At 68.5% G+C, this 22,950-nt stretch carries 32 protein-coding genes; 26 read left to right on the top strand and 6 right to left on the bottom strand.

The window, feature by feature from the left end; translation table 11 throughout:
* The first annotated feature begins 17 nt into the window (after positions 1-17).
* The 22 genes from ACWEV3_RS40945 (at position 18) to ku (ending at position 17,976) form a co-directional block, all read left to right on the top strand.
* Positions 18-701, top strand: coding sequence for a hypothetical protein (locus tag ACWEV3_RS40945; RefSeq protein WP_452619069.1), 684 nt, complete (start codon positions 18-20; stop codon positions 699-701).
* Positions 702-755: 54 nt separating this feature from the next.
* Positions 756-1,709 carry a major capsid protein gene (locus tag ACWEV3_RS40950; RefSeq protein ID WP_452619070.1) on the top strand — a complete coding sequence of 318 codons (954 nt, stop codon included), beginning with the start codon at positions 756-758 and terminating at the stop codon, positions 1,707-1,709.
* A 17-nt stretch (positions 1,710-1,726) separates the two neighbouring features.
* A complete protein-coding gene (locus ACWEV3_RS40955; RefSeq protein WP_452619071.1) occupies positions 1,727-2,053 on the top strand; it encodes a hypothetical protein in 327 nt (108 codons plus the stop codon).
* A 26-nt stretch (positions 2,054-2,079) separates the two neighbouring features.
* Entirely contained in the window at positions 2,080-2,457 is a 378-nt protein-coding gene (locus tag ACWEV3_RS40960) for a hypothetical protein (RefSeq protein WP_452619072.1), read from the top strand.
* Positions 2,454-2,705, top strand: a complete 252-nt coding sequence (locus ACWEV3_RS40965; RefSeq protein ID WP_452619073.1) for a hypothetical protein — start codon at positions 2,454-2,456, stop codon at positions 2,703-2,705. The genes ACWEV3_RS40960 and ACWEV3_RS40965 overlap by 4 nt, the downstream gene beginning before the upstream one ends.
* Positions 2,674-2,937: a hypothetical protein gene (locus tag ACWEV3_RS40970; RefSeq protein ID WP_452619074.1), complete on the top strand. Its 264-nt coding sequence runs from the start codon at positions 2,674-2,676 to the stop codon at positions 2,935-2,937. Before ACWEV3_RS40965 ends, ACWEV3_RS40970 begins: the two co-directional genes overlap by 32 nt.
* Positions 2,937-3,242 (top strand): HK97 gp10 family phage protein, encoded by a 306-nt coding sequence (locus ACWEV3_RS40975; RefSeq protein ID WP_452619075.1) that lies wholly within the window; start codon positions 2,937-2,939, stop codon positions 3,240-3,242. Before ACWEV3_RS40970 ends, ACWEV3_RS40975 begins: the two co-directional genes overlap by 1 nt.
* The gene (locus tag ACWEV3_RS40980) at positions 3,239-3,670 is read left to right on the top strand and encodes a hypothetical protein (protein ID WP_452619076.1); all 432 of its coding nucleotides are present in this window, start codon (positions 3,239-3,241) and stop codon (positions 3,668-3,670) included. The genes ACWEV3_RS40975 and ACWEV3_RS40980 overlap by 4 nt, the downstream gene beginning before the upstream one ends.
* A 109-nt stretch (positions 3,671-3,779) precedes the next feature.
* Entirely contained in the window at positions 3,780-4,631 is an 852-nt protein-coding gene (locus ACWEV3_RS40985; protein WP_452619077.1) for a fibronectin type III domain-containing protein, read from the top strand.
* Positions 4,632-4,646: 15 nt separating this feature from the next.
* Positions 4,647-5,012, top strand: coding sequence for a hypothetical protein (locus tag ACWEV3_RS40990; protein WP_452619078.1), 366 nt, complete (start codon positions 4,647-4,649; stop codon positions 5,010-5,012).
* Positions 5,013-5,095: 83 nt separating this feature from the next.
* Positions 5,096-5,482 carry a hypothetical protein gene (locus ACWEV3_RS40995; RefSeq protein WP_452619079.1) on the top strand — a complete coding sequence of 129 codons (387 nt, stop codon included), beginning with the start codon at positions 5,096-5,098 and terminating at the stop codon, positions 5,480-5,482.
* A gap of 18 nt (positions 5,483-5,500) precedes the next feature.
* On the top strand, positions 5,501-9,160 hold the full coding sequence (locus tag ACWEV3_RS41000; protein ID WP_452619080.1) for a phage tail tape measure protein: 3,660 nt from the start codon (positions 5,501-5,503) through the stop codon (positions 9,158-9,160).
* A 4-nt stretch (positions 9,161-9,164) separates the two neighbouring features.
* Positions 9,165-10,007: a phage head spike fiber domain-containing protein gene (locus ACWEV3_RS41005; RefSeq protein ID WP_452619081.1), complete on the top strand. Its 843-nt coding sequence runs from the start codon at positions 9,165-9,167 to the stop codon at positions 10,005-10,007.
* 2 nt (positions 10,008-10,009) lie between these two features.
* The gene (locus ACWEV3_RS41010) at positions 10,010-12,463 is read left to right on the top strand and encodes a hypothetical protein (protein WP_452619082.1); all 2,454 of its coding nucleotides are present in this window, start codon (positions 10,010-10,012) and stop codon (positions 12,461-12,463) included.
* A 15-nt stretch (positions 12,464-12,478) separates the two neighbouring features.
* Positions 12,479-13,132 carry a hypothetical protein gene (locus ACWEV3_RS41015; RefSeq protein WP_452619083.1) on the top strand — a complete coding sequence of 218 codons (654 nt, stop codon included), beginning with the start codon at positions 12,479-12,481 and terminating at the stop codon, positions 13,130-13,132.
* A 14-nt stretch (positions 13,133-13,146) separates the two neighbouring features.
* Positions 13,147-13,449, top strand: coding sequence for a hypothetical protein (locus ACWEV3_RS41020; RefSeq protein ID WP_452619084.1), 303 nt, complete (start codon positions 13,147-13,149; stop codon positions 13,447-13,449).
* Between the two features lie 43 nt (positions 13,450-13,492).
* Positions 13,493-13,831 carry a hypothetical protein gene (locus ACWEV3_RS41025; protein ID WP_452619085.1) on the top strand — a complete coding sequence of 113 codons (339 nt, stop codon included), beginning with the start codon at positions 13,493-13,495 and terminating at the stop codon, positions 13,829-13,831.
* Complete coding sequence (locus ACWEV3_RS41030) at positions 13,828-14,613, top strand: hypothetical protein (RefSeq protein ID WP_452619086.1); 786 nt, start codon at positions 13,828-13,830, stop codon at positions 14,611-14,613. Before ACWEV3_RS41025 ends, ACWEV3_RS41030 begins: the two co-directional genes overlap by 4 nt.
* A gap of 5 nt (positions 14,614-14,618) precedes the next feature.
* Entirely contained in the window at positions 14,619-15,614 is a 996-nt protein-coding gene (locus tag ACWEV3_RS41035; RefSeq protein ID WP_452619087.1) for a peptidoglycan recognition protein family protein, read from the top strand.
* A complete protein-coding gene (locus ACWEV3_RS41040) occupies positions 15,611-15,883 on the top strand; it encodes a hypothetical protein (RefSeq protein WP_452619088.1) in 273 nt (90 codons plus the stop codon). Before ACWEV3_RS41035 ends, ACWEV3_RS41040 begins: the two co-directional genes overlap by 4 nt.
* Before the next feature lie 600 nt (positions 15,884-16,483).
* A complete protein-coding gene (locus tag ACWEV3_RS41045) occupies positions 16,484-16,930 on the top strand; it encodes a hypothetical protein (protein ID WP_452619089.1) in 447 nt (148 codons plus the stop codon).
* Between the two features lie 266 nt (positions 16,931-17,196).
* Positions 17,197-17,976, top strand: a complete 780-nt coding sequence (gene ku / locus ACWEV3_RS41050; RefSeq protein ID WP_452619090.1) for a non-homologous end joining protein Ku — start codon at positions 17,197-17,199, stop codon at positions 17,974-17,976.
* A gap of 162 nt (positions 17,977-18,138) precedes the next feature.
* On the opposite strand, the gene ACWEV3_RS41055 is transcribed toward ku, so the two are convergent.
* The gene (locus ACWEV3_RS41055; RefSeq protein WP_358574514.1) at positions 18,139-18,429 is read right to left on the bottom strand and encodes a hypothetical protein; all 291 of its coding nucleotides are present in this window, start codon (positions 18,427-18,429) and stop codon (positions 18,139-18,141) included.
* Between the two features lie 422 nt (positions 18,430-18,851).
* On the opposite strand from ACWEV3_RS41055, the gene ACWEV3_RS41060 reads away from it, so the two are divergent.
* Positions 18,852-19,211 (top strand): hypothetical protein, encoded by a 360-nt coding sequence (locus ACWEV3_RS41060; RefSeq protein WP_358574516.1) that lies wholly within the window; start codon positions 18,852-18,854, stop codon positions 19,209-19,211.
* An 85-nt stretch (positions 19,212-19,296) separates the two neighbouring features.
* On the opposite strand, the gene ACWEV3_RS41065 is transcribed toward ACWEV3_RS41060, so the two are convergent.
* The 5 genes from ACWEV3_RS41065 to ACWEV3_RS41085 all read right to left on the bottom strand — a co-directional run bounded on the left by ACWEV3_RS41065 (position 19,297) and on the right by ACWEV3_RS41085 (position 21,894).
* The gene (locus ACWEV3_RS41065; protein ID WP_452619091.1) at positions 19,297-20,184 is read right to left on the bottom strand and encodes a phosphotransferase family protein; all 888 of its coding nucleotides are present in this window, start codon (positions 20,182-20,184) and stop codon (positions 19,297-19,299) included.
* Positions 20,185-20,198: 14 nt separating this feature from the next.
* Entirely contained in the window at positions 20,199-20,705 is a 507-nt protein-coding gene (locus ACWEV3_RS41070) for a glycine-rich domain-containing protein (protein WP_358574520.1), read from the bottom strand.
* Positions 20,706-21,077: 372 nt separating this feature from the next.
* Complete coding sequence (locus tag ACWEV3_RS41075) at positions 21,078-21,422, bottom strand: hypothetical protein (RefSeq protein WP_358574522.1); 345 nt, start codon at positions 21,420-21,422, stop codon at positions 21,078-21,080.
* Positions 21,419-21,643, bottom strand: a complete 225-nt coding sequence (locus ACWEV3_RS41080; RefSeq protein WP_358574524.1) for a hypothetical protein — start codon at positions 21,641-21,643, stop codon at positions 21,419-21,421. Before ACWEV3_RS41080 ends, ACWEV3_RS41075 begins: the two co-directional genes overlap by 4 nt.
* Positions 21,640-21,894 carry a zinc finger protein gene (locus ACWEV3_RS41085; RefSeq protein WP_358574526.1) on the bottom strand — a complete coding sequence of 85 codons (255 nt, stop codon included), beginning with the start codon at positions 21,892-21,894 and terminating at the stop codon, positions 21,640-21,642. Before ACWEV3_RS41085 ends, ACWEV3_RS41080 begins: the two co-directional genes overlap by 4 nt.
* Before the next feature lie 188 nt (positions 21,895-22,082).
* Here ACWEV3_RS41085 and ACWEV3_RS41090 point away from each other — a divergent pair, with 188 nt between their 5' ends.
* From ACWEV3_RS41090 to ACWEV3_RS41100, 3 genes are all read left to right on the top strand, one after another.
* Positions 22,083-22,289, top strand: a complete 207-nt coding sequence (locus ACWEV3_RS41090; RefSeq protein ID WP_358574528.1) for a hypothetical protein — start codon at positions 22,083-22,085, stop codon at positions 22,287-22,289.
* On the top strand, positions 22,289-22,807 hold the full coding sequence (locus ACWEV3_RS41095; RefSeq protein ID WP_452619092.1) for a DUF6879 family protein: 519 nt from the start codon (positions 22,289-22,291) through the stop codon (positions 22,805-22,807). Before ACWEV3_RS41090 ends, ACWEV3_RS41095 begins: the two co-directional genes overlap by 1 nt.
* A 17-nt stretch (positions 22,808-22,824) precedes the next feature.
* On the top strand, positions 22,825-22,950 hold a 126-nt coding region (locus ACWEV3_RS41100), incomplete at its 3' end, for a helix-turn-helix domain-containing protein (RefSeq protein ID WP_452619096.1).

Below are 22,950 nucleotides of genomic sequence, written 5' to 3' on the forward strand. Positions count from 1 at the left end.
CCACGGAGGACGGCGCGATGCCCGACACCACCACGACAATCCCCGGGCAGATCATCGGCTACCGCAAGGACGGCCGACCGATCCGCCTGCAGGCCGGCGGTTCCGAGGACGCATCCGCGGGCGAGGGACCGTCAACCGGTACGCCGACCGGTTCCCCGGCTGGCTCTGAGCAGAACCCGGGCGGCGAATCCAAGCTCGGCGACGCTGGCAAGGCCGCGATCGACAAGGAACGCCAGGCCGCCAAGGAAGCCCGTGCCACCGCGAAGGCGGCGCAGACCGAGCTGGAAGCGGTTCGGGCCGAGCTGGAGAAGCTGCAGGACGCGACCAAGTCCGACCAGGACAAGGCCATGGATAAGGCAGCGAAGGACGCCCGCACCGCGACGGTGCAGGAGTTCCACGCGCACCTGGTGCGCGCCGAGGCTCGCGCCGTCGCGGCCGAACTCGGGTTCCACGATCCGGCGGATGCCGCGCAGGCAGACCTGGCCGGCGTCAAGGTTGGCGGCGACTACGCCGTGGACGGTGCCAGCGTGCGCGCCGCGGTCGAGGCGCTGCTGACCAGCAAGCCCTATCTCGCCAAGAAGAACACCGCATCGGCCAGTGATGCGGGTATTGGCGCGTCAGGCGGTTCGGCTGCCCAGCACGACGTCTCGCCCGGTCTGGGGCGACTGCGCGCCGCCTACGCCGACTCCGCCACCAAGTAACCCGCTCCGGACTGCCGGGCGGGCAGAACCATCGAGAGAGGACGGTAACCCGTCATGGCAGTGACCCTTGCCGAATCCGCGCTGCTGTCGCAGAACGACCTGCAGCGCGGCGTGATCGAGACGTTCGTGCAGGAATCCCCGGTGCTGGACCGGCTGCCCCTGATGCCGATCGAGGGCAACGCCTACGCCTACAACGTCGAGGCCGCCCTGCCGGGCGTGGCGTTCCGGTCGGTGAACGAGGCATACGTGGAGTCCACCGGCACGGTCAACCAGAAGACCGAATCCCTGGTCATCCTCGGCGGCGACGCGGACGTGGACCGGTTCATCGTGCAGACCCGCGGCAACCTCAACGACCAGCGCGCGGTGCAGACCCGGCTGAAGGTCAAGGCCGCGTCCTACCTGTACCAGGACACGTTTTTCAACGGCGACGTCACCGTGAACTCGAAGGGGTTCGACGGGCTGCGGAAGCGGCTGACCGGCCCGCAGGTCATCGACACCGCCACCAACGGATCCCCCGTAGTCGGCGACACCACCACCGACATCCACGCGTTTTTCGACAAGCTCGACGAGCTCGTGGCCGCGGTCCCCGGCCTCTCCGCCGGAAACGGGGCGCTCTACGCCAACGGCAAGATCATCGCGAAGGTCAAGAGCGCGGGCCGGCGCTCGGGCGGTGTCGAGACCATCCGCGAAGACCTGACCGGCAAGCGGATCGTGACGTGGAACGGCATTCCGCTGCTGGATCCCGGCCAGAACCTCGCTGGCGGCGACATCCTGCCGTTGACCGAGACGCAGGGCACCGCCACCAACGCGTCGAGCATCTACGCGGTCAAGTTCGGGCAGGACGAGGGCGACCAGGCCGTCACGGGCCTGAACAACGGCGGCGTCATGGTCAAGGACCTCGGCGAGCTGCAGGAGAAGCCCGTCTACCGCACCCGGATCGAGTTCTACTGCGGCCTGGCGGTGTTCGGCCGCGGCGCGGCTCGGCTCCGTGGCGTGCTCAACGGCTGACGTAGGAGGACATCGACATGGCTACGCGCAAGCAGACCCGCCTCGACGACCACGTGGACGCGCCGTCCACGGTGCAGCCGGGCGACGCACCGGCCGACACGACCGACCCCGCCGAGCGGGCAACGTCGGTGACGCCCGACAAGGCCGCCGCGGCGGAGGGCGGGCACCTCACCGTGAACGCGGTGAAGCCGCTACCGGTGGAGACCACCGAGCGCGACACCGCCAACGACCGGATCGAGACCTACACCGCGACCCGGCCCGACGGCACCCCGGTGACGATCACCCGAAACGTGGAGACCGGCGAATCCACGGTGGTGGACCCGGCGGCGACGTCGAGCGAGTGAAGGGGGTGGCGATCGTGCCCTTGGACGTGACGTTCGACGACGTGCAGAAGCGCGCGGAGGCGGGCACGATCACCGCCGCCGACGAACCGCGCATCATCGAGCTGGTCGGCGATGCGCTCGCCGAGGCACGCCGCCTCGCGCCGTGCCTGGCAACCAGCACTGACGTTGACGTGCTCCGCACGGCCAAGGCGATCGTCTGCCGTGCGGTGCTTGCGGCGTCCACCATCCGGCCCGGCGTGACGTACGAGCAGTACCCGGAGTACGGCTACCGCGTCGACTCCACCACGGGGATGTTCACCAGCGACCAGGAGGACGAGCTACGCGGCCTGTGTTCGCAAGCGCCGCTGCCGGGCGTGTTCGAGATGACTCACCCTCTGGCATATCGACCGATGGGAAGGCCATGACCAACGACAACGTCGCGGTGGTGCGCGACAAGGACGGCCGCCGCGTGTGGGCTGCCCGCGAATCCAAGGTGGTCCGCGAGGGCATCGCGGCCGGCACGTACACGGAGGTGACCGATGCTGGCGCCTCGGATGCTGACTCCGGTGACGGTGGAAACGCCCGGCCCGCCGGTGGTGGATCCGACAACCGGAAGCGCCCGGCCCGGACCCGCGACAGTGGTGACGACACGGGCATACCTGGCCCAGCGTGACATCCGATCGCAGCAGGAGTACCAGGCCAACCAGACCACGGTGGTCGCTGACTTCCTGCTGCTGGTCCGCCCGGCCACCACGATCACGGCCGAGTCCACGGTGATCGGCCCGGACGGAATCCGGTACCGCGTCATCGGCGAAGTCGCCGACCGGCAGTCGCAGCTGTCCGGCGCCGTGCTCTACCGCGCCGCGTGGCTGCAGCTCGTCTCCGACTGGCAGGGGGTGCGCTGATGGCACGAGTACGGGTGCGCGTGTTCAACGCGCAGGCCCTCGCCGAGGCACGCAGGCTATCGACGGATGAGCGTGGCCGCATCGCTCGTGAAGCCGCGGCCGACGCGCGCGCCGACGCGCCGGTGCGCACTGGCGAATACCGTGACGGCATCGGCGTTCAGGTCGACGGCAACGAGGTGCGGTTGGTCGACACCGACCCGGAAGCGATCCACAAGGAATACGGGACGCTGGACACCGCGGCGCACGCGGTGCTCACCGACGCGGCCCGTAAACGCGGCCGGTATCGGGGGTGGACGCCGCGATGACCGCAGCGCTGCCGTGGGTTCCTGGCGCGGTGCGGGCGCTGCTGCTGGCCGATGCGGAGTTCTCCGCAGCCTGCGGCGGCTACTGCGCCCCGACCTCGCCCACGACGATCACGGGCCCGTTCGCGCAACTGCGGTTGGTCGGCAACTTCCCGCTCGCGGGCAACGTCGCGTTCCGGCCGCTGGTGCAGGTCGACGGATGGGCGCCGGCGTCGATGACCACCGTCGACCCGACCGCCGCCGCGTGGCGCGTGGCGGCGGAAGCCGCGCGCGTGCTCGCGGGCGCTGCCAACGTCCGCTGGTCGAGCATCGACTACTCCGCGCGCGTGGTCGACGGCCCGGTGGAAGGCGTCGCGGACACATCCCGTGGCACCGCAACGGCGCTGCTGCGCGCCTTGGTTCGCGCCGAGCTGACGGTGCACAACCACTGATCCCGGTCCGCCCGTGGGTGGGTGCCTTGGCGGGCGGGCCGGACCAACAAGGCGCCCCTATTTCTGAAAGTGCCCGCCACGGGCGGGATCGAGTGCAGGAGGACACTGCATGAGCACGCACATCGACTCGTCCAAGTCCCGACTGTGGCTGGACGGAGACGCATTCCGGGCGCCCAAGGGCACGCCACTGCCCACCGACATCTGGACCGGCAACCTGCCCGGCTGGGACGCCTTCGGTGGCATCAAGGCGGGTTTCCAGATCGAGACCGAGCGCGAGACGCAGAACCTCGACGTGTGGAACAACCGCAGCGGCGCCGCGTACCGGGTGCGGAAGAACCCACCGCAGCCGTCGATCGCACTGCGCCCGGTCGACAACTCCGTGGCTACCACCTTGACCCTGCTCAACGGCGGCACCATCACTGAGACCTCCGCTGGCTCGGGCATGTTCGAGTGGATCGACGGTAACGACCCCGAATTCGCGCTGATCCTGCGTGTCTACGACGGCGACGACAAGAAGGCCTACTACATCGAGCGCGGCGAGCTCGCGAACATCCCCACCGAGGCACTGAACGGCGAGGATGTCGAGGGCTGGGACCTGGAGGTCTCGCCGCTCGCCCCCGCGTCCGGTGGCCGAGCAATCCGGAAGTTCACCACCTACAACCCACTGTCCGGTACCGCCGGCGACGCCACACCGCCGAGCGCCCCCACCGGGCTGACCGCGGGCACCGTCACCGCGACCTCGGTCCCGCTTACCTGGACCCCGTCCACCGACAACGCCGCCGTCGTCTCCTACGACGTGTTCGTGAACAACGACCTGCGGACCACGTCGGCCACGGCCAGCGCGACCGTGTCAAGCCTGACCGCCTCCACGCAGTACTCGATGTACGTCGTGGCTCGCGACGCCCGCCAGAACCGTTCGGCGCCGTCGAACGTCGTCACCGTCACCACCCCGGCCGCGTAAGGAGATCCGTAAGCGATGACGCAAGGCACCCACGAACCCCTCGACCTGAACGCGTTGTTCACGGCGCGGGCGCTGAAACCGCGGCGGGTCACTGTCGCCGGCATCGCCTTCGATGTACGCCGCGACCTGTCCAGCGATGAGGTCGTCGAGTTCTTCACCAAGTCCGCAAACGGGCGGCAGATGGAAGCGCTCGCGATGCTCGTTGGCGATGAGTCGGCCCGCGAGATCGACGACAAGTTGGCGATCCTGCCGGTGGAACACGTCCGCAAGATCTACCGCCGCATCATGCAGGTTGCTGGCGTGCTCGAACGCCTACCGGAGGACGAGCACGACGACGGCGGGGCCGAGGGGGAATCCTCGGCGTCCTCACCGCAGTCCTAAGCGACTGGTGGGACGCCGCCCTCGCCGACTGGCCGCGCTACTACCACCAACCACTACGGGCCGCGCTCCGCGAGCTGCCCGCCGTGGATTTCGTGGCGATGGTGCGGCAAACCATCCACACCCCCGGATCGGCCTTGCACCGCAAGGTCGCCGGTGGGTGGGGGTGGCACGAAGAGAACACCGCCCGCTTGTACGAAGCACTGACGTACTGGCTCGAACTGGCGTGGATCGACCGCACGACGGACCCCGACGACCCGCACGTGAAACGGGAACGGGCCCAGGCAAAGCGGGACGGGATCAAACCACCCCCGCACCCGCTGATCCCGCCGGTGGCGCTGCGCCCGGCCGAGGTCGCCGACGAACGCCTACAGGCCTACCTCGACGACGTCGCGCAGTACCAGACCCGCGAGCACGACGGCGGGAAACGCCAAGTGTCCAGCGACGAATTCGATCGGATCTTGGGCCTGTGACGACCTGGAGGTGACGCCGTGCCCGGTGGTGCAATCGACATCCTCGTCGAGCCGGACCTGCGAGGGTTCTCCGCGAAGATGGGCGCCGAGCTGCAGCAGGCCGGCCGCAACGTGTCGGGCATCGCGAACACTCTCGGCCGCGGCCTGTCGCTGGGCCTGGTCGCCGGTACCGCCGCCGCAGCTGCGGGACTGGCCAAGGTTGTCCAGCTCGGCAACGAGTACCAGTCGAACCTAAACGAGTTGCAGGCCGTGACGCAGGCGACCGGCGCCGACATGCAGCGTGTCGGCGCCATCGCCACCGACCTCGGTTCGGATCTGACATTGCCGGCCACGTCGGCGGCGGACGCCGCTGCGGCGATGGTCGAGCTGGCCAAGGGCGGACTCACGCTCGACGAGGCGATGACCGCCGCTCGCGGCACGCTGCAGCTCGCTGCCGCCGCACAGGTCGACGCCGCGCAAGCCGCCGAGATCCAGGCAACCGCCCTCAACCAGTTCGGCTTGGAAGCCGAGCAGGCGGGCCGCGTCGCCGACGTGCTCGCCAACACCGCCAACGCCGCCGCCGGATCGATCACGGACGTCGGCTACGCGCTGAAGTACGTCGGCCCCGTAGCGCGCAGCCTCGGGATCGACATCAACGACACCGCCACCGCGATCGGCCTGCTGTCCAACCAGGGCATCCTCGGTGAGCAGGCGGGCACGTCGCTGCGGGGCATGCTCGCGTCGCTGTCCGCACCGTCCAAGCAAGCCAAGCAGGCCATGGACGAGCTCGGCCTGTCCGCATTCGACCAGCAGGGCAAGTTCGTTGGGCTTCGGGAGATCACGGCCCAGCTCACCGCGGCCAAGGGTCGGATGACCGACCAGGAGTTCCAGAGCGCCGCGGCGACCGCTTTCGGCAACGAGGGCATGACCGTGGCGAACTCGCTCGCCAACAGCGGCGCCGAGGCATTCGACCGCATGGCCATCGCCGTCGGCCGCCAAGGCGGGGCCGCTGACCTCGCCGCCGCCAAGACCAAGGGCCTCGGCGGAGCGATGGACGGGCTGCAGTCGCAGCTCGAAACCTTCGCGCTCGGCGTCTACGGCGTCATCGACGGCCCGCTTGAGGCACTGGTGCGCGGCAGCGCCGAGGCGATCGACCAATACGGGCAGAACGTCATCGACGGACTGCAGGGCGCCGTGGACGCCGCCGGGCACTACGGCCCCCAGATCTTCGACGCCATCACATCGATGGACCTGTGGCGCGACGCCGCCGAGGTCATCGACAACGTCGCCGACACCCTCGCCCCGATCGCGCAGGGCGTCGCCGACGTGACCGGCGAGATGGTCACTGCGGGCGGGGCTGTTGGGATCCTCGCCGGCGGTATCGAGCTCGCGGGCGACGCAGCCACAACCACGACGCAGCTGCTCGAACCGATCGGCGACGTCGTCGGCGGGCTGGTGCAGGCTTTCGGCGACCTGCCCGCGCCGGTTCAAGCTGGCCTACTGGCGATGATCGCCTACCGGCTCGCTCGGCCGCAGCTGGAAGCCGTCGGCGCCACCGTGCGCGACCGCGTCACCGCGCCGTTCCGGGCGATGGGCGAAGAAATCCGGCTGCAGCAAGCGCTGTTGACCGGCTCGTCGCAGATCATGGCGACCAGCATCGGCCGCGTCGGGCTCGCCGCCGCGGCGCTCGAATCGCGCATCCCCGCGATCGGGCGCATGGCCGACGCCTACCGCAGCGCGTCGCAGCGCATCCACGACACCGTCGGCGCGAACCTCGCCGTTGCCACCGCCGCGGCCACCGCCGGCGACTCGTTCGGTCGGCTGACCCCGGCCGTGACCGGAGCCAGCAACGTACTCGGCGGGCTGGTCGCGCGCGCTGGTGGCGCAGCTGCCGCGCTCGGCTCTGGCCTCCGCTCGGCTATCGGGGGACTCGTCGGCGCTCTGGGCGGGCCCTGGGGCTTGGCGATCGGCGCCGCCGTCGTCGGGCTCGGCTTCCTGGCCGATCAGCAGGCCAAAGCTGAGCAGGCCGCGGAGCAGCACAAGCAGCAGGTGCAGAGCTTGGCTCAGGCGTTGCGTGAGTCCAACGGCGTGATGACCGAGTCGATTCGCTCGCAACGGCTGCTCGACGCTCAGCAGCAACAGTTGGCGGGCACGAACGACAACCTGCTGCAGGGATACAAGCAGCTCGGTGTCGACCAAGGCGTCTGGACGCGAGCCCTGATGGGCGAACAAACCGCGATCGACCAGGTCGTGGCCGCCTACAACGCCTTGATCCAGCAACACACGATGACCGAACGCAACCCCTACACCGGGGGCGGGTCGAAACAAACCTTGGACTCCGAGGGGCTGGCCGCCCAATACGCCCGTGACCAGTTCATGGCGTTCACCGGGCAAGTTGGCGAGGCCGAGGAAGCGAACCGAGCGTTGGCGGCAGCAGCCGGCACCGTAAAGCAGACGGTGCTGACCGCCACCGACGCGGGACGCAACTTCGCCGAGGCCATGGGGGTGCTCAAGGACAACACCTCCGACGCCGACCAGAAGGTGCGCGCTCTCGATCAGGCGTTGGGCGCGTTGGCAGGCGAAGCGCTGACCACCGAAGAGGCGCAAGCGAATCTGCACGAGTCGACCGACCGGGTCCGCGATGCTATGGAGGCCGCCGGCCAAGCCGCGGGCGGCAATTTGGCGTCGCTGGTCGGGCTCGATGGGGCGGTCAATACCACCACGGAAACCGGGCGACGTTTCCGTGAGTCGGTGTTGGATCAGCGGCAGAGCATGGCTGACATGGCGGTCGCTGCCCGCGATGCCGCATTGGCCGCAGGCAAGGACGTTCCGGCAGCCAACGAAGCGGCGCGGCAAGCCGCGGAGCGGGCCCGTCAGGCATTCGTCGACCAGGCAGTGCAGATGGGGCTGAACCGTGAGCAGGCGGATCTGTTGGCCGATCACTACGGGCTGATCCCGAGCAACGTTCCGACGTTGTTTCCGCAGCCCGATATCAAGGCCGCGCAGATCGAGGCCGAGTTCCTGAAAGCCAAGGTGGAAGCCGTACCCGAGCGACGGATCACCATCATGCAGACGGTGACCACCGAAGCGGTGCGCCGATTGAACGAGCTCGGCTACATGGTGAACACCTTCCCAGACGGGCGGACCGAGATCATCGCCGACACCGCCGGGGCAGCTCGGCAGCTGAACGGGTTCATCGACCGGTACAAGAACACCACCTTGTACCTGCAGGTTCGCGCGCAGATGACGAGCCGGTTCCCCGGTTTCGTCGGCCCGGTCAAGGGGCTCGACTATGCCCGCGGCGGGATCGCGACGGCCTACGCGGCCGGCGGGATCCACCGGTTGACGCCGATGCGCGCCGGGCTCGCCGACATCGTGCCGCCGAACACGTGGCGCATCGTCGGCGACCGGATCCGGGATGACGAGGCGTACATCCCGATCAACTCGTCTCGGCGCTCGTCTGCACTGCTAGAAGAAACGGCCCGGCGGATGGGGTACCAGCTGATGAGGCGGTACGCCGACGGCGGGATTGCCGCGCAGCTGCGGACATCGAGCACCGGGCAGGCCACGCCGGTCGGCGTGCCGAGCGTGTCGTTGGACACGATGCGGGCCGCGCTGGACGGCATGGTGATCGACATGCGTGTGGACGCCGACGGTTTCGCCCGGATGGTCCGCAAATCGAATGCGCGACGGAGGTAGCCCGGTGGGTACTGACGCGTTCTGGCTCGGCCCGGTCGGTCAGCTCGTGCAGCTGACCGAGCCGGGCGCGGGCATCCCCCGCTCGTCGACCCGAATCGGCGGTATCCACACCGCAGTGGATGGAACGCCCACTGTGGACACCCTTGGATTCTCGCGTGCGTGGGAATTCGCGTTGGACTGGCGGTATCGGTCCGAGCTGCGTCGGCTGCGGGCGCTGCATCACCGGGCGATCCCGGACCAGCTACGCCTGATCGATCCGATGGTGCCCAACCGGCTGGCGCTGGCGGTGTCGACGTGCGGGGCGACCCCGGCGCGCAGGCAGCTGCCGCTGCTCGGTGACGGCCCGGTGTACCGCTCCGGCGAAACCGCGCCCGACCTGGTGGAGGTCTGCGGCGGCAGCATCGAATGGACCCCGCCCGACGGCGGCGGGCTGCTCACCGAGCGGTCCCCGGCCCGCGCCGGCGCCGTACTGCCGGGCGAGCAGGTCACGTTGTCGGCCTACGTGCGCGGCACCGTCGACCGGGCCGTGCAGGTGCAGCTGGTCGTGTTCGACGCAGCAGGCAACCCCACCGCAACCGTCGCCGGGACCTCGACGTCCGGGGCCGGATGGGTGCGCCTGGCCGTGCAGCACACCGCCGCGGCCGGTGATGCCTACGCGATGGCGCAGCTGTCGGCCTCGGCCGGGACCGGCGCGGTGCACACCTCCGGCTGGCAGTTGGAGGCGGCAGGGGCCGCGACGGAATGGGACCTCGGCGGCGGCAGTCCGCTGGTCGTCGTCAACCAGCTCACCGAGACCAGCCCCTACTACCCGATGTCCGATGCGGGTCTGACGTTGTTGGAGGTGTAGGGGTGCAGTTCCCCGATGACGCCGAGCTCGCCGCGGCGATCCTGGCCAACCACCGCAGTTTCGAACACGAACTGCTCATCGACTGGGACCGTGACGGCCAGTTCGCCCACCCCTACAGCGACCTATCGGCGCTGGTGTCCCCCAGCAGCGTCGAACGGTCGTTGACGGGGGCGCTGCCTCCGTCAACGACGATCGTGGAGGGCACCGCCGCAAGCGAACTGAAGCTGACGCTCGTGGGGCGACGTGAGCCGGGCGAGCCGACCGCGAACGTGATTTTCTCGCGGTACGCACCGGAATCCCCGTTGTACGGGCGGACAATCCGCAACACCCCGGTTCGGTACTCCATCGTCGTGCACACCCCGTCCGGGCCCCGCTCGCTGCGGCAGTTCACCGGGCGCATTCGGATCTCGTCGACCTCCGCCGAACACGAAGAGGTGTCGGTGATCTGCGACGAGGTCAACGACCTGTTGCGGCCGGTGTGGCTGCCCGCGTTCGGTGATGTGCGCGGCACCGACACGGGGCAGATGTTCTCCGCGCACTGGGTGATGGACCGCGTGTTGCGCGCGAACGGCTACTACCAGACGCCGGCGGCGCATCCGGGCGCGTGCTACTCGGCGACGTTGCACGGCAGCACGTGCCCCGAGGTCGGGTTGGCGTCGTCGAGCACGCTCTACAACCCGTCCGGCCAGTGGCGATGGACCGGCGGCGGAACGGAGCCGATGTACTTCGACCCGCAGGGGCAGGAGTTCTCCACGTCGGGCAACACCGCGGGCAACCGCATCCCCCGGCCGAACGTCGGCAACACCGTCGGGCTGGGGTTTCGGTTCAAGCGCGCCGGATCGGGCGAGGTGCTGCTGATCCAGTGGCTCAACGGCAAGCCGCTGGGCATCGACATCCCGTCCGGCTACGAGACGGCGCAGAACTGCGCGCTGTCGCTGCGGCTGAACAGCTCCGGACGGCTGGTGCTGCAGCTGCAGAACTTCTACGGCACCAACAGCTACGACAAGACCGTCACCCACCCCACGACCATCGCCGACACCGGCTGGCACACGGTGCAGGGCGAATGCAGCTTCACCTCGACCGGCGTCACGTTCCGGCTGCAGCTCGACGGCGGGCAGTGGGAGACCACGACCTTGGCCGGCGCGTACCCCGCCTACACCGCGGCGGCGCCGTTCCCGCCGTACCCCTACATCGAATGGCCGGTGTGGGTGCAGTGCCAGGCGTTCGCGCCGGTCACCAACATCCAGACCTACTCCACGACAACACCGATGATCACCGCGTTCCCCGCGGACTTCGCCCCGAGCGCGCGCCTGGACCAGTCGCACAACCGGCTGACCGCGGTCCCCGAGTTCATCGAGCGACCGTCGTGGGACATCCTGAAGGAGTTGGCGAACACCGAATTCGGGTCGTTGTACGTCGATGAGTTCGGCGTGGTGCAGTTCCGCAACATGGCCTCGGCGCGCGAAGCCAAGGCCGTAGCGGACCGCGAGTTCGACGCGTCGCAGTTCGGCGGGCTGACCATCACCGACTCCACCGACAACGTCGCGAACGTCATCCGGGGCAAGATCAAGCCCTACACCGTGGGCCCGAAAACCGTGTTCGACGCGTCCAAGGACACCACGGTATGGGACAAGCGCACCGGCGACCCGGTGCAGACGACCTACGCCGCGCTGGACGATCTGACCGCGCAGCCGAAGAACGGGATACCGAGCATCACGATCTGGCCCGAGGTCCGGTCGATGCTGTGGCCCACCACGATCGGCCGCAACACCATCCCGTTCATCACCTCGGCGACGTGGGGCGACGGCAAGGACGACATCGTGCACGGGGTGTGCGCGGTGCACGCCGCCAACGGCACCGAGCCCGGATCCAAACCGACCGTCGATGTGTGGATCGATAGCCAGAACACGCTGTACCTCGCGATCTTCAACCAGAACAACGCCTACGCGGTGCAGATCTCCAACGGCGTCATCGACGCCGCCCACCCGCCGGGGTCGCAGCGCGACGGGCGAAGCCTGCAGTACACGCTGCGGATCGCGGGCGTGGTGCTGCTGGAACAGCCGGAGATCGAGTACAAGGTGCGCGACGCCGAGTCGATCGCGCTCAACGGGTATCAGCCCTACGACATGCCGATGAACTCGTGGACGCAGTCGCACGCCGCCATGACCTACATCGCCGGCGAACTGCTGGCGGACATGGCGCGCAACCCGATCCCGCTCGTCGAGGACATCACGGTGCCCGGCGACCCGCGGGTGCAGCTCGGCGACTGCATCGAGATCACCGACGCCGGGCCGCTCGGCGGTTCGCTGACGGCGGTGATCACCGGTATCCGGCGCAGCCTGTCCTCGGACGGGCTGACCGACACCTACACCCTGAAGCTGATCAACCGGCCCGCCGAATGGATCCTCGGCGATCCGGTCTACGGGGTGCTGGGAACGTCCACAATCCTTGCCTGACAGGGGGAAACCTCGATGGCCCTGCCAACACGTCAAAACGGGTGGGTCGTTGACGCGTCCGCCGACTGGAACCCGCTCATCAACCAGGTCAACACCAACACGGCGGCGATCACAGACGCCACGACGACCCTCACCGGTCACACCACGTCGATCAACAGCCTCGGCACCCGCATGACCACCGCCGAAGGCAACATCACCACCCTGCAAGGACAAGCCCGCGCCGCGGCCTACTCGGGAAGCTGGACCGACAACAACTCGGAATCCGGTGGCGTCACCATCAACAACGCGTCCGGGGGCGGCAACGCCGGGGTGAAGATCACCGACATCGGCGTGATCGTCGGCACCGCGGCCGGCTGCTCGGTGAACGCGGGAACCTTCACCCCCACCGTGGCGGGCAAGTGGCTGTTCAACTTCGGCGTGCAGTTCGTCGGAGGCTCATCGGCCATGCGGGCGATCTACCTCGCCGTCTCCACCGCCGCGAACACACCCTCAGGCGTCAAGTACGGACTCAACGCCGCGGTATCCGATGCGATCTCATCCAGCGCCCGCATCACGCTCAGCGCCAACCAATCCGTGTCGATCTACGCCGCCTGCTGGACCAGCGGCGGGTCCGTCCAAGTCTGGCGGGCCCAGGGAAACCTGCTCTCGGCAACGTGGATCGGCCCCTAACCAGGAGGAAACCCGTGACCACACCGTCCTACCCCCGATACGTGCAGCCGCCCACCACCTTCGTCGCCCTCGACTGGACCAGCAGCGGCACGGCGGCCGAAGCACAGGCATTCCTCGACGCCCACAGCATCCCGGCCACCGCGATCCTCAACGGCACCTCGCTGTGGCTGCTGATGCCGAACAGCCAGCCCTCGTCGCTGACGTACGTGCCCGGCACCACCGTGATACTCCGCAACGACGGCGGCGGCTGGTACGTGGACGCCACCCGCACCAACAAGACCGGGCTGGCCCCGTTCTCCGACTTCTACGTGTCCTGACCCCGGATTCGGACACCCAACCACCAAGTTCTGGGGGTGATCCGTGGATGCGGCCATCACCGCCGCGATGCAGTCGTGGCCACAGCTCGGCGGCGCGGGCGCGCTACTGGCTCTGCTGGTCTACGTCATGCGCCACGCGTCCAGCGATCGCGGCGACTACCGGGCCGCGCTCGACGCCGCCGAAGCACGCCACGCCGCCGAGCTCACACGGATCGCCGAGGCCCACGACGCCGAACTGCGCGAGCTCCGCGACGACGTCGCCGCGCTGCGCAAGCAGATCGACGAGCTGCACCTGGCGCTCGACGCCGAACGCGACGAGCGCCGCCGTGCCGAGGACCAGGCCGCCGAGCTGGCGCGCCGCGCAAGGGGGAATGCGCCATGACGCGACGGCTCAACCGGACCCGGTTACTGCTGCTGACCGTGGCTGTGGCGCTGCTGGCTTACCTCGTCGGCGCCCAGGTGCTCACGCAGGTTCGCGCCAACGAGCAGGCCGACCAACGCGCACAGGCGCAGCAGCAGGCAGCCGAGTCGGCACAGGACGCCCGCGCCGTCGCCGACCCGCTCGCCGAGCTCTGCCGTACCGATCCGAGCGTGGCGGCCCGCGTCGGCGACGCCTGCAAAGTCGCGGCCGAGGTCCGCCAGGAGCCGGAACCGCCGGCGGTGTCGCGCGCCGACATCGCCGCTGCGGTTGCCGACTACCTGCGCCGTAACCCACCGCCGGCCGGGCGCTCGGCGACGCTCGACCAGATCACCGCCGCCGTCGCCGAGTACCTCACGGTCACGCCTCCGCAGCCGGGACGGCTGCCCACCGCCGCCGAGATCAACACGGCTGTGACCGGCTACCTCGCCGACAACCCACCGGCGGCCGGCCGCGACGGCGCCGACGGCGAGCCCGGCCGCCCACCGACCGCCGACGAGATCGACGCTGCCGTGGCCCGCTACCTCGCCGCGAACCCGCCGCCGCCCGGTCCCCAGGGCCCGCAAGGCGATCCGGGCCCGACGTGCCCGGACGGCTATGAGCTCCGCCCGGTGCTGCTGCTCGCTCCCAACGGCGTGAGCACGTACAAGGGCGTCGGCTGCGTCGAACCCGGTTCCACAGCACCACCCGAACCCGGCTCACCGTCCGCTGAGGACGGATCCACGACACCAACGACCACGAGGTGATCACGTTGGCACTACCGCTCGTCTGGCTCGCCGACGTCCTGCGCGCCGCCGGGCTCCGCGTCGTCGAAACCCCGGGATGGCGAACCCGCACCGCCTCGGGGCCGCAGCCGCGCCCGGTCGGCGTGCTCGAGCACCACACCGCCACCCCCGCGTCCTACGCACGGCCGGCGCCGACCGTGCAGATGTGCATCGACGGCCGACCGGACCTCGACGGCCCGCTGTGCCACGCCGTCATCGGCTACGACGGCACCGTGCACGTCATCGCCGCCGGGCGCGCGAACCACGCCGGGAAGGCCCGCGCGTCCGGCCCGAACCCCGCCGGCGACGGGAACACCCTCTACGTCGGGTTCGAGTGGGACTACCACGGCGTCAACCAGTCGCCCAGTCCCGAGCAGTACAACGCCGCGGTGCGCGCGACGCGGGCGGTGCTGGCCAAGCTCGGCCGTCCTGCCGACGCCGCGCGCGGGCACCGCGAAACCTCCGTGACCGGGAAGATCGACCCCGGCCGGGTGGACCTCGACCAGTTCCGCCGCGACGTCGCCGCGGCCAACTCCCAGGAGGACGACTTGACCCCCGAACAGGATGCGATCCTGCGCCGGATCGACAACGAGCTGCTGGGCCCGTGGAAGAACGGCCGCCCGTCCGGCTGGGACACCGCCGTCGGCCCCCGAACCGTAGTCGCGATGCTGGTGGACCTGCACAACGCCCTGCTCGCCCCGCAGACCTCGCGGGTGCCGGGTTCCAAGGTGCAGGTTTCGGCGATCGACGCGGTCCGCAACATCGACGGCGTGGTCTACCAACTCCCGCCGCTGATCAACGCGGCTGGGCAGTCCGACCCCGCCGCAGTTGCCGCTGCGCTGCGCCCGGTGCTGGCCGAGGTCGTCGGCCCGGTCGTGGCCGAGTCCGTGCGCGTCGCGCTCGGCGCGGACAACGCCGACCAGGCCGAGGCGATCGTCACCGAGCTGGCGCAGCGTCTCGCCGGGCGGGAGGCCGCCGCATGAGTGACCAGCTCACCGCCTGGCTGCGCACGATCGTTCCCGCCGCCTGGTCCGCGCTCGTCGCGTACCTGGTCACGCTCGGCGCCCCCACGTGGCTCGTCGACGGGCTCGGCGACGCCGGGCCCACGCTCGTCGTGCCGCTCGTGCTCGCCGCCGTCTACGCGCTGCTGCGGCGGATCGAGCCGTACCTGCCGCCGCTGCTGGTCCGGCTGCTGATGGGCTCTACCAAGCAGCCCGTTTACACGCTGGACCAGCGCGCGGCGGCCGAGTAACCTCCCCGGCCCCCGGCTGCCGGCCCCGCATCCTTCCGGCTCGGCCGGTCGGATGGGGTGCTCCTAGTGCTGGCAGGGGCAAGATAACCGCGTGCTCGGTCAGGGCAGCGGCCGACGCCCTAGTAACGCTGTCAAGTCGCGAGAGCCACTCTGTCGGCGCACTATTTGTGCAGGTGCGTGCGATAGGGAACGCTTTGGGGGGCTTATGACACGCCGCATTCCGCCACAACGGTCTCAAGATCAGAGACGTTTGATCAGGCGGGGCATCAACCGAGGCATCAGGAAAGCCAAGGCGGCCGAACTGCCTGTGCGCACGGCCGGAAATAGACGCCTCGCTGACGTCGCCCTCAACCTCACGCTGGAAGCCTTAGCTCAGGCTGAAGAGCACGAAGTAAATCTCACACCCGACCGGATAGTAATCCTTTCTGAGTATATTTTTCTCAATCTGTCAGCAGGTATGCCCGCTAATCGGGTCCAAAGCTTGATTTTCGAGATCTGCAGGGCGGCGAGTCCGTAACCATGAGCCATTCAAGCCCGCTAAATGTCGGCGATTTGGAACCCCGCCTGAAAGCCTCGGAAAGACACGCCGAGGTGATGGGTGTGGCGCTGGCGGCGCTCATGGCCCTAGGAGTTGGAGCTCTTAGTACACGTTTCGCAAGTGAAGTACCACGTTATTTGTTCGCTGTTCTGTTCATGTTTGCGTTCGCAACCGCCAGCGCGCTTGGCGTGGGATGGCTATGGTGCCGCACTGCTCGACGGGCTATCGAAAATCAAAAACCGGAGAAATCAGCATCAAATGTAACCATACCGGGCATGGAAGAACGTAATGCCTACGAGAAATATCGACAGGCGCAGAAGCTTGTGCGAACTTCTCTTGCGATGCTGACTTTGGCGGCCGCATGTTATTTGGCAGTCGTGTTCTGGTGGGCCTTCGGCTGGCTAGGCGCATTAATCTGGGGTATCGCTCTTGTTTCTTTTCTTCTGCTTTCCGTCATTTTTAGTCTGATGGTTAAAGTAATAGCCGCTCAGGTGGAGCGCAGACGCTGAACGCGCAGCAGGGCTACTCGGCTGGCACCTCTATGTGCAGGAACAGCGGCACGGGCTCATCGGAGGTCGTCGCCGCACCCAGTGGGGACGTTGTGCCCTCCCGCAATCCTAGCGGCGTGCCCGAGGATCGGGCGTGCCGGGAGACCGGCGCGAGCTGTCCGGGGCGGAAGGGCTCGGAGCGGGCCTGTCAGTCCACTGCCATCGACGACGACCCACCCCGGCAAGCCCCCGATCACCGCCACAACGTCACGTCAGCAGGTGGGCGCATGGTCGCGGTCTGGACCGGAGCGATCTCCTTCGGACTGGTCACCATCGGCTGCACTCTGCACCGCGCGACCCGGGACCGCTCGGTGAGCTTCCACCAGATCCATGCCGGGTGCGGCGGGCGCATCCGCTACCGGAAGTTCTGCGAGACCGAAAACCGCGAGGTCCCACTCACGGAAATCGCCAGCGCCTACGACTACGCCGGCCACCTGGTCCCGCTCACCGACGACGATTTCGACGACCTGCCGCTGACCAGCGCCCGTCGGCTGGAAGTCCACCAGTTCGTGCCGATCAAGGACATCGATCCGGTGGCCATAGGCCGCGCCTACTACGTCCGGTCCGAACAGGTCGCCGAACGCGCCTATGCCCTGCTGCGTGACGTGCTTATGGAGACCGAGCGCGGCGCGCTTGGCATGCTCGCGCTCCGGCAGCGTGAGCGCCTGGGGCTGCTGCGTCCGGAAGGCGCGTTACTGGTGGCGTACCTGCTGTACTGGCCGGACGAGATCAACCCCGCCTCGGACCACGTACCCCCGGCAGGGGCCGCGCCGCAGCCCGCCGAGCGGCAGATGGCCCGGACACTGGTCGAGGCGATGTCGGGCGATCTCCACCCGGAGCAGTGGCGAGACCGCTACCGGGACGCAGTCGAAGCGCGGATCGAAGACAAGTTGGCCGGGCGCCCGCCCGAGGCAGGGGCGGTCGCGGAACCGATGTCGGACCTCGAAGCAGCGCTACGGAAATCGATCAACGAGGCGCGCACCGGACGGAAGCGCCCCGCGTCGTAGCCCTGATCGGGTTCGACGCGGGGCGCGTTCGTAGTTTCCGGGTGATCCCGGGCATGAACAACGGCCGTGACGGGCTTCTTTGCTCAGCGTCACGGCCGCGTCTTGGTCTTTGAGCTCTCCGGCTTCCGCCTGCCCTCTTTCGGGGCGCCGAAGTGTTGCGGATCAGATGAGGTGGATGCGTTCGAGTTCCTTGCCGCCTCGGCGGATCAACACCTCATCGCCGTCGATCTTGGTTGTGCGCCACAGCAGTTCGCCGTACCCGACCAGACGGCGTACTGCTTCGGTGATGCTGACCCCTTCACGCTCGGCCAGCGTCCGCAGCGCTTGCTCAGTTTCGACGTTGATGTTGATAGTGACCTTGCTGCCCCGGGCCGCAGTGGAACCGCCTTCGGCCGAAGCCTCTGGCGCCTTGTCACGGCCGGAACGCGACGTACGCCCTGCAGGCGTAGGCATCGCTGGTCCCCCTTTCCTTCGCTTCACGCGAGTTCCCCGATCGCCGAAAGATGCCCCACTCGCGTGAACAACTTTGGAGCCGTGATCAGTATGGCATGCATGCGCGCGAGATACAGCCCCAGTGCATGCCATCCATGGGGATGAACCATAAACTACTGCGACTACAGTAAGTAGTGATACCTTCAGCAATCCGTAATGGATTGGTAGCATCGCCGTACCCGATCCCCCCATGGATCGGGCTAACACAGTTACAACCTGGTCAGTCGCCCCCGAGCTGCTGGCCCTGAACAGGATTGGAGACCACAGGTGCTTTCAAGCACCCCGTGGGCCGGGACGCCCTCCCCGACATCGGCGACCTGCCCGAAAGTCCTCGCCGGACCGGCGCGGACCGGGGTTCTGGGGGGCCGGACATGAACGCCCCGATGTTCAACTCTGACGATGACCTCGCCGCGCCGCCCCCAGTGACGTGGTACTCCCCCAACGGATCAAGCCCGGAGGCACTTCAGCAGCACATTCAGGAAAACGATTCCCCGCAGGGAGGCGACCTCTACCGGCTGGAGGCTCTCCAGGAGCGCAAGCTGCGCTACAAGCTGGGCCTGGTCGCGTGCATCGTGCTCAGCGTCATCGTGGTCGTCGCTCTCGTGATCGCCTTGATCAGCGCGTTGTCCGGTGACGGAGCCGTCGCCACGTCCTTGCTGCAGACAGTCGCCGGGCCCGCGGCCGGCGCGCTGGCCTCGCTGGCGATGTGCATCGGGCCCGCGATCTTCCGCAATCGCGGTTAGATCGGGCACTGCTGGATGGCCGTGGGACTCGGACCATGCCGAGCCCCACGGCCTTTCGCGTCCCGCCGGACTGTGGTTGCGGCAGTCATCGACGGCCCGCAGTCGCAGGTGCAGCACTGAGCCGCCACATCGCATAGTTGCGGGCGAGTCGGGCCCGGTGCTGCATCCCGGGCCCGTTCTTCGTGATGGCCCAGTGAGTCCACATGCCCGCCAGGTACGCGGCGAACGAGGTCAGGTGCTCGCCGGTGATGTCTGCGAACGCAGTCAGGTTGGCGTGCGCCCATGCTTCCGCCGCGCCGGGCTCGTGGCCTGCTTCGACCAGCCGTAACACCAGATACGCGCCGTCGACCCACGGGGCTGCGGCTCCGGGAAAGCCCCAGTCGATCACGTGTACCGCGCCGTCGGGCTCGATGCGGAACTGCTCGCCGTGCAAGTCGGTGTGCGTGAGCCGGTCGCCGTGGGCCAGCTCGGGCAGCTGCGCCGCCCACTGCCGCATGCCCGCAACGTCCCAGCCCTGCACCACTTCGGGTGCCTGCTCGGCGAGGCGGCCCCACCAGTCGGCAGCGCCCCATCGATCCCGCAGCGACCGCAGTTCCATCGCGGGGCATTCGCCGAGCCGGTCGACGACCTCGGCGACGTGCGGCAGGTCCGGCGAACCAGGGGAAAGGTCGGCCGGTCGGCCGGGCAGGTACTCGAATCCGACCACCAGCCACTCGCCGACGTCTTCGGCGAACACCACCGCGGGCGCGATGCCGGCCGCCAGTTGCCCGGCTGTGATTTCGTTGCGTAGGAACCGCATTCGGCGGCTGACGCCCTCGACGCCCTTGACGAACACCCGCCCGGCGCTGGTGTCCAGCACTGCGGCGAGGTCGCTGTTGCGGCCCACGGTGATCTCGGTGGCCGCCGAGACGGGGCCGACGTGCCCTTCTACGGCGTCCCGTACGTGCTCGGGTAGTTCTTGCCAGGTGGTCACGTCGGCCCGTCTCCTTACCTGACCGGTGGTGGCGTCTGATTCTCGGTGTTCTCGTTGCCGTCGACGCCTGATGCCGCGCAGCAACCGTCCTCGGCGTCACCGGGCGAGCACTTGGCGGCCACGTCGGTCCACAGCTCGCCGTCGACCAGGTAGCCGGCGCGCTGGATCGCCTTCACCGTACGGGCCCGAGCTGCAGCGGGGGTGTCCCTGCCGGGTAGCGCGTTCGGGGCGTCGTTGGGCACGTGGTGAATGAACCGCCCCGCGATCCGGTTGCAGAACTCGGCGTACTCGCGGGTGTAGAGAATGAAGGCGTGCCAGCCCTTGTCGACCTCGGGAGTCGGCGCGAGCGGTTCGCTCACGTGGTCAGCCGAGACGGCGAGGAACGCCAGCGCCTGGTCCATGATGCGTTCGCCGTAGTCGATGGGCACCTGGTGCTCGCCGGCGATGCGGGCGGTAAGCCGGTCGAACAGCGTGGGGTCGATCAGGGTTCGTGCTGCTGTCTGCTCGATGACAGCGGTCATGTGGTCCTCCTGCCAGTACGTGTATTGACTTCGGCCGGTGGATCGATGAGCAGCGGGCGCACTGCCCGCGCTGGTGTCCTCCTTTCTTTCTGGCTGGATCGGCAAGGGGTTCCCCGGCGCGGACCGGGGCCGGTTGCAGCCCAACTGCCGCGCGTCGACCCCTGTCACGGGGCGCTCGGACCAGCGGTCCGTCCCGAATCCGCGACCCGCGCCGCGCCGGGGAGCTGGAGAGGATGGAGCCGGGCCACGTCGGGGGGCTTCCGCAGCCCGACACCATCGGTGTGCCCGGCCGCCGCTGGGGGTTGGTGGCACTTGGGCACGTGGTGACGGTGGGGGCACCGGTCGGGGGGAAACTGCGGCGCCCCCACCGAGTCAGATGGCGAGGGATCGCAGCGCGACCAGCAGACGGCGCACCATTCCCGGGTGCTGTTGCATCGCCTCGTGGTCGTCGACCGGTAGGCCGGTCTCGATCAGCGGTAGATGTCGGGTTTCCTCGACAGCGAGCGCGTCGGCGAGGTCGCCGCGCATCACGACCGGCTCGCGCAAACGGTGCCGGCCATGGCCGCGGGTTTCCGCGTCGACTCGCGCCACCAGGTAGGCGACCGTCAACGCGCCCTCGCCGCTACCGGCGTGCCGGGCCGGGGCGTAGTAGAACGTCGCCCACAACGCGAGCCCGCCAATTCCCAGCAGGGCCGTTGCGACGAATGCGGCCGTCACCGGTCTGCCCTCACCGAGTCGACGACAACGCGGCTGCTCTCGATCGCCGTGCTACCGCGCAGCTGTTCCCCCAGCTTGTCCATGCTCTTCGCCAGGTTCAGCAGTTCGGCAGAACTCCAGCGGCCCGCCTCGATGTCGTCGACCGCGTACCCGAGCGCAAAGATCGCGCCCCGGATCGTCGTCGCGAGCTTCGCGAACTTCTGGCGTTCCTCCGGGGTCATCGTGCACTCGCCATCGGCGGCAGCCCGACGCGCGTCCGCACCGCGGCGTTGCAATCCGGGCAGGTGCCCCACAACCACGCGGTGTCGCTGGTCTCGGCGGTGAGGCTCTGCTCGCACAGCGTCGTGATCTCAGTGCCGTCCGGGTAGATCGACGCGCCCGGCGGGTGCTTGTCAGCGCTCGCGTGCCGCTGACCATCAGCCGGAACCCAATGGAAGGGGTGCGGCTGGTACGTCGCGCCAATGCTGGTCATGGCGATGACTGTGACGCCCAACCGAGCAACGAATCAAGCAATTCGAGAAATTTCTGAGCAACTACGCCCAACCGGGGTAGTCATCCTGCGTCGAGTGGAGTCAGGGCCGTGAACGACCCTCGATTGGGCGTTGACCATTGCTTCAGTTGCTTGCAGGATGCTCGATGTTTCGACAATCTGGAGGGGCTATGAAGCTCACGTTCTTGGGGACTACCAGCATCAACGGCTCGTGCCCGAACTTGTACGCCACCGACCGTGGCACCTTTGTCGTGCAGGGCTACAAGATCGACGACCCGGAAGCCCTTGCAGCACTTCGCGAGCGAGGCATGCCGGAAACGGAAACCGCGGTCGAGATTCCCGCCGGACTGCTGCGGTTCGCACCGAAGGACACCTGATGACCCGGCTCGTACGCGGCGCGGACTTCGGGCGGCTGTTCGAGATCTTCACGCGCTCGGCCTGGCGCTGGGAATGCCAACCCGAGTACCGGGAACCACACGAGGCCGAGGCGTTCCGGCAGTTCCTCGCGGGCGAAACGCCCGACATGTCGTTCACTGCGGATTGGCTGGCTAACGTCCGGCAGGCAACCGCAGCGGGGCGGCGCTTCGAACGGGTGCGGGTGCTCACCGAGCCGCTGACCGACTACCTGCGGTTCGAGATGTTCGCGGCACCGGGCAACGCCACGGCGGGCGAAGACATCCGCGTCATGTCGACCACGGCCGCCGTCGAGCACAACCTGCCCGATCACGACTTCTGGTTGTTCGACGACGAGTTGGTCGCGATCATGCACTTCGACGACCACGGCATGATCGCCGCCGAACTGGTCGACGATGCCGGCACCGTGGCGAAGCACAGGAGGTGGCGCGAGATCGCCTGGAGTCATGCGGCACCCTTTGAAACGGCCCTGACCCCCTGACCCGACGAGATGAACCTGTGAGCACACCCGAACGGCACAAGCTCGAATTCGGCGATCGACTCCGCGAACTTCGGGAGCGCGCCGGCTACTCCGGCAGGGAGTTCGCCAGCGCCGCCGGTTGGCAGCCGTCCAAGATCTCCAAG

It is taken from the genome of Saccharopolyspora sp. NPDC003752 (assembly GCF_053605825.1).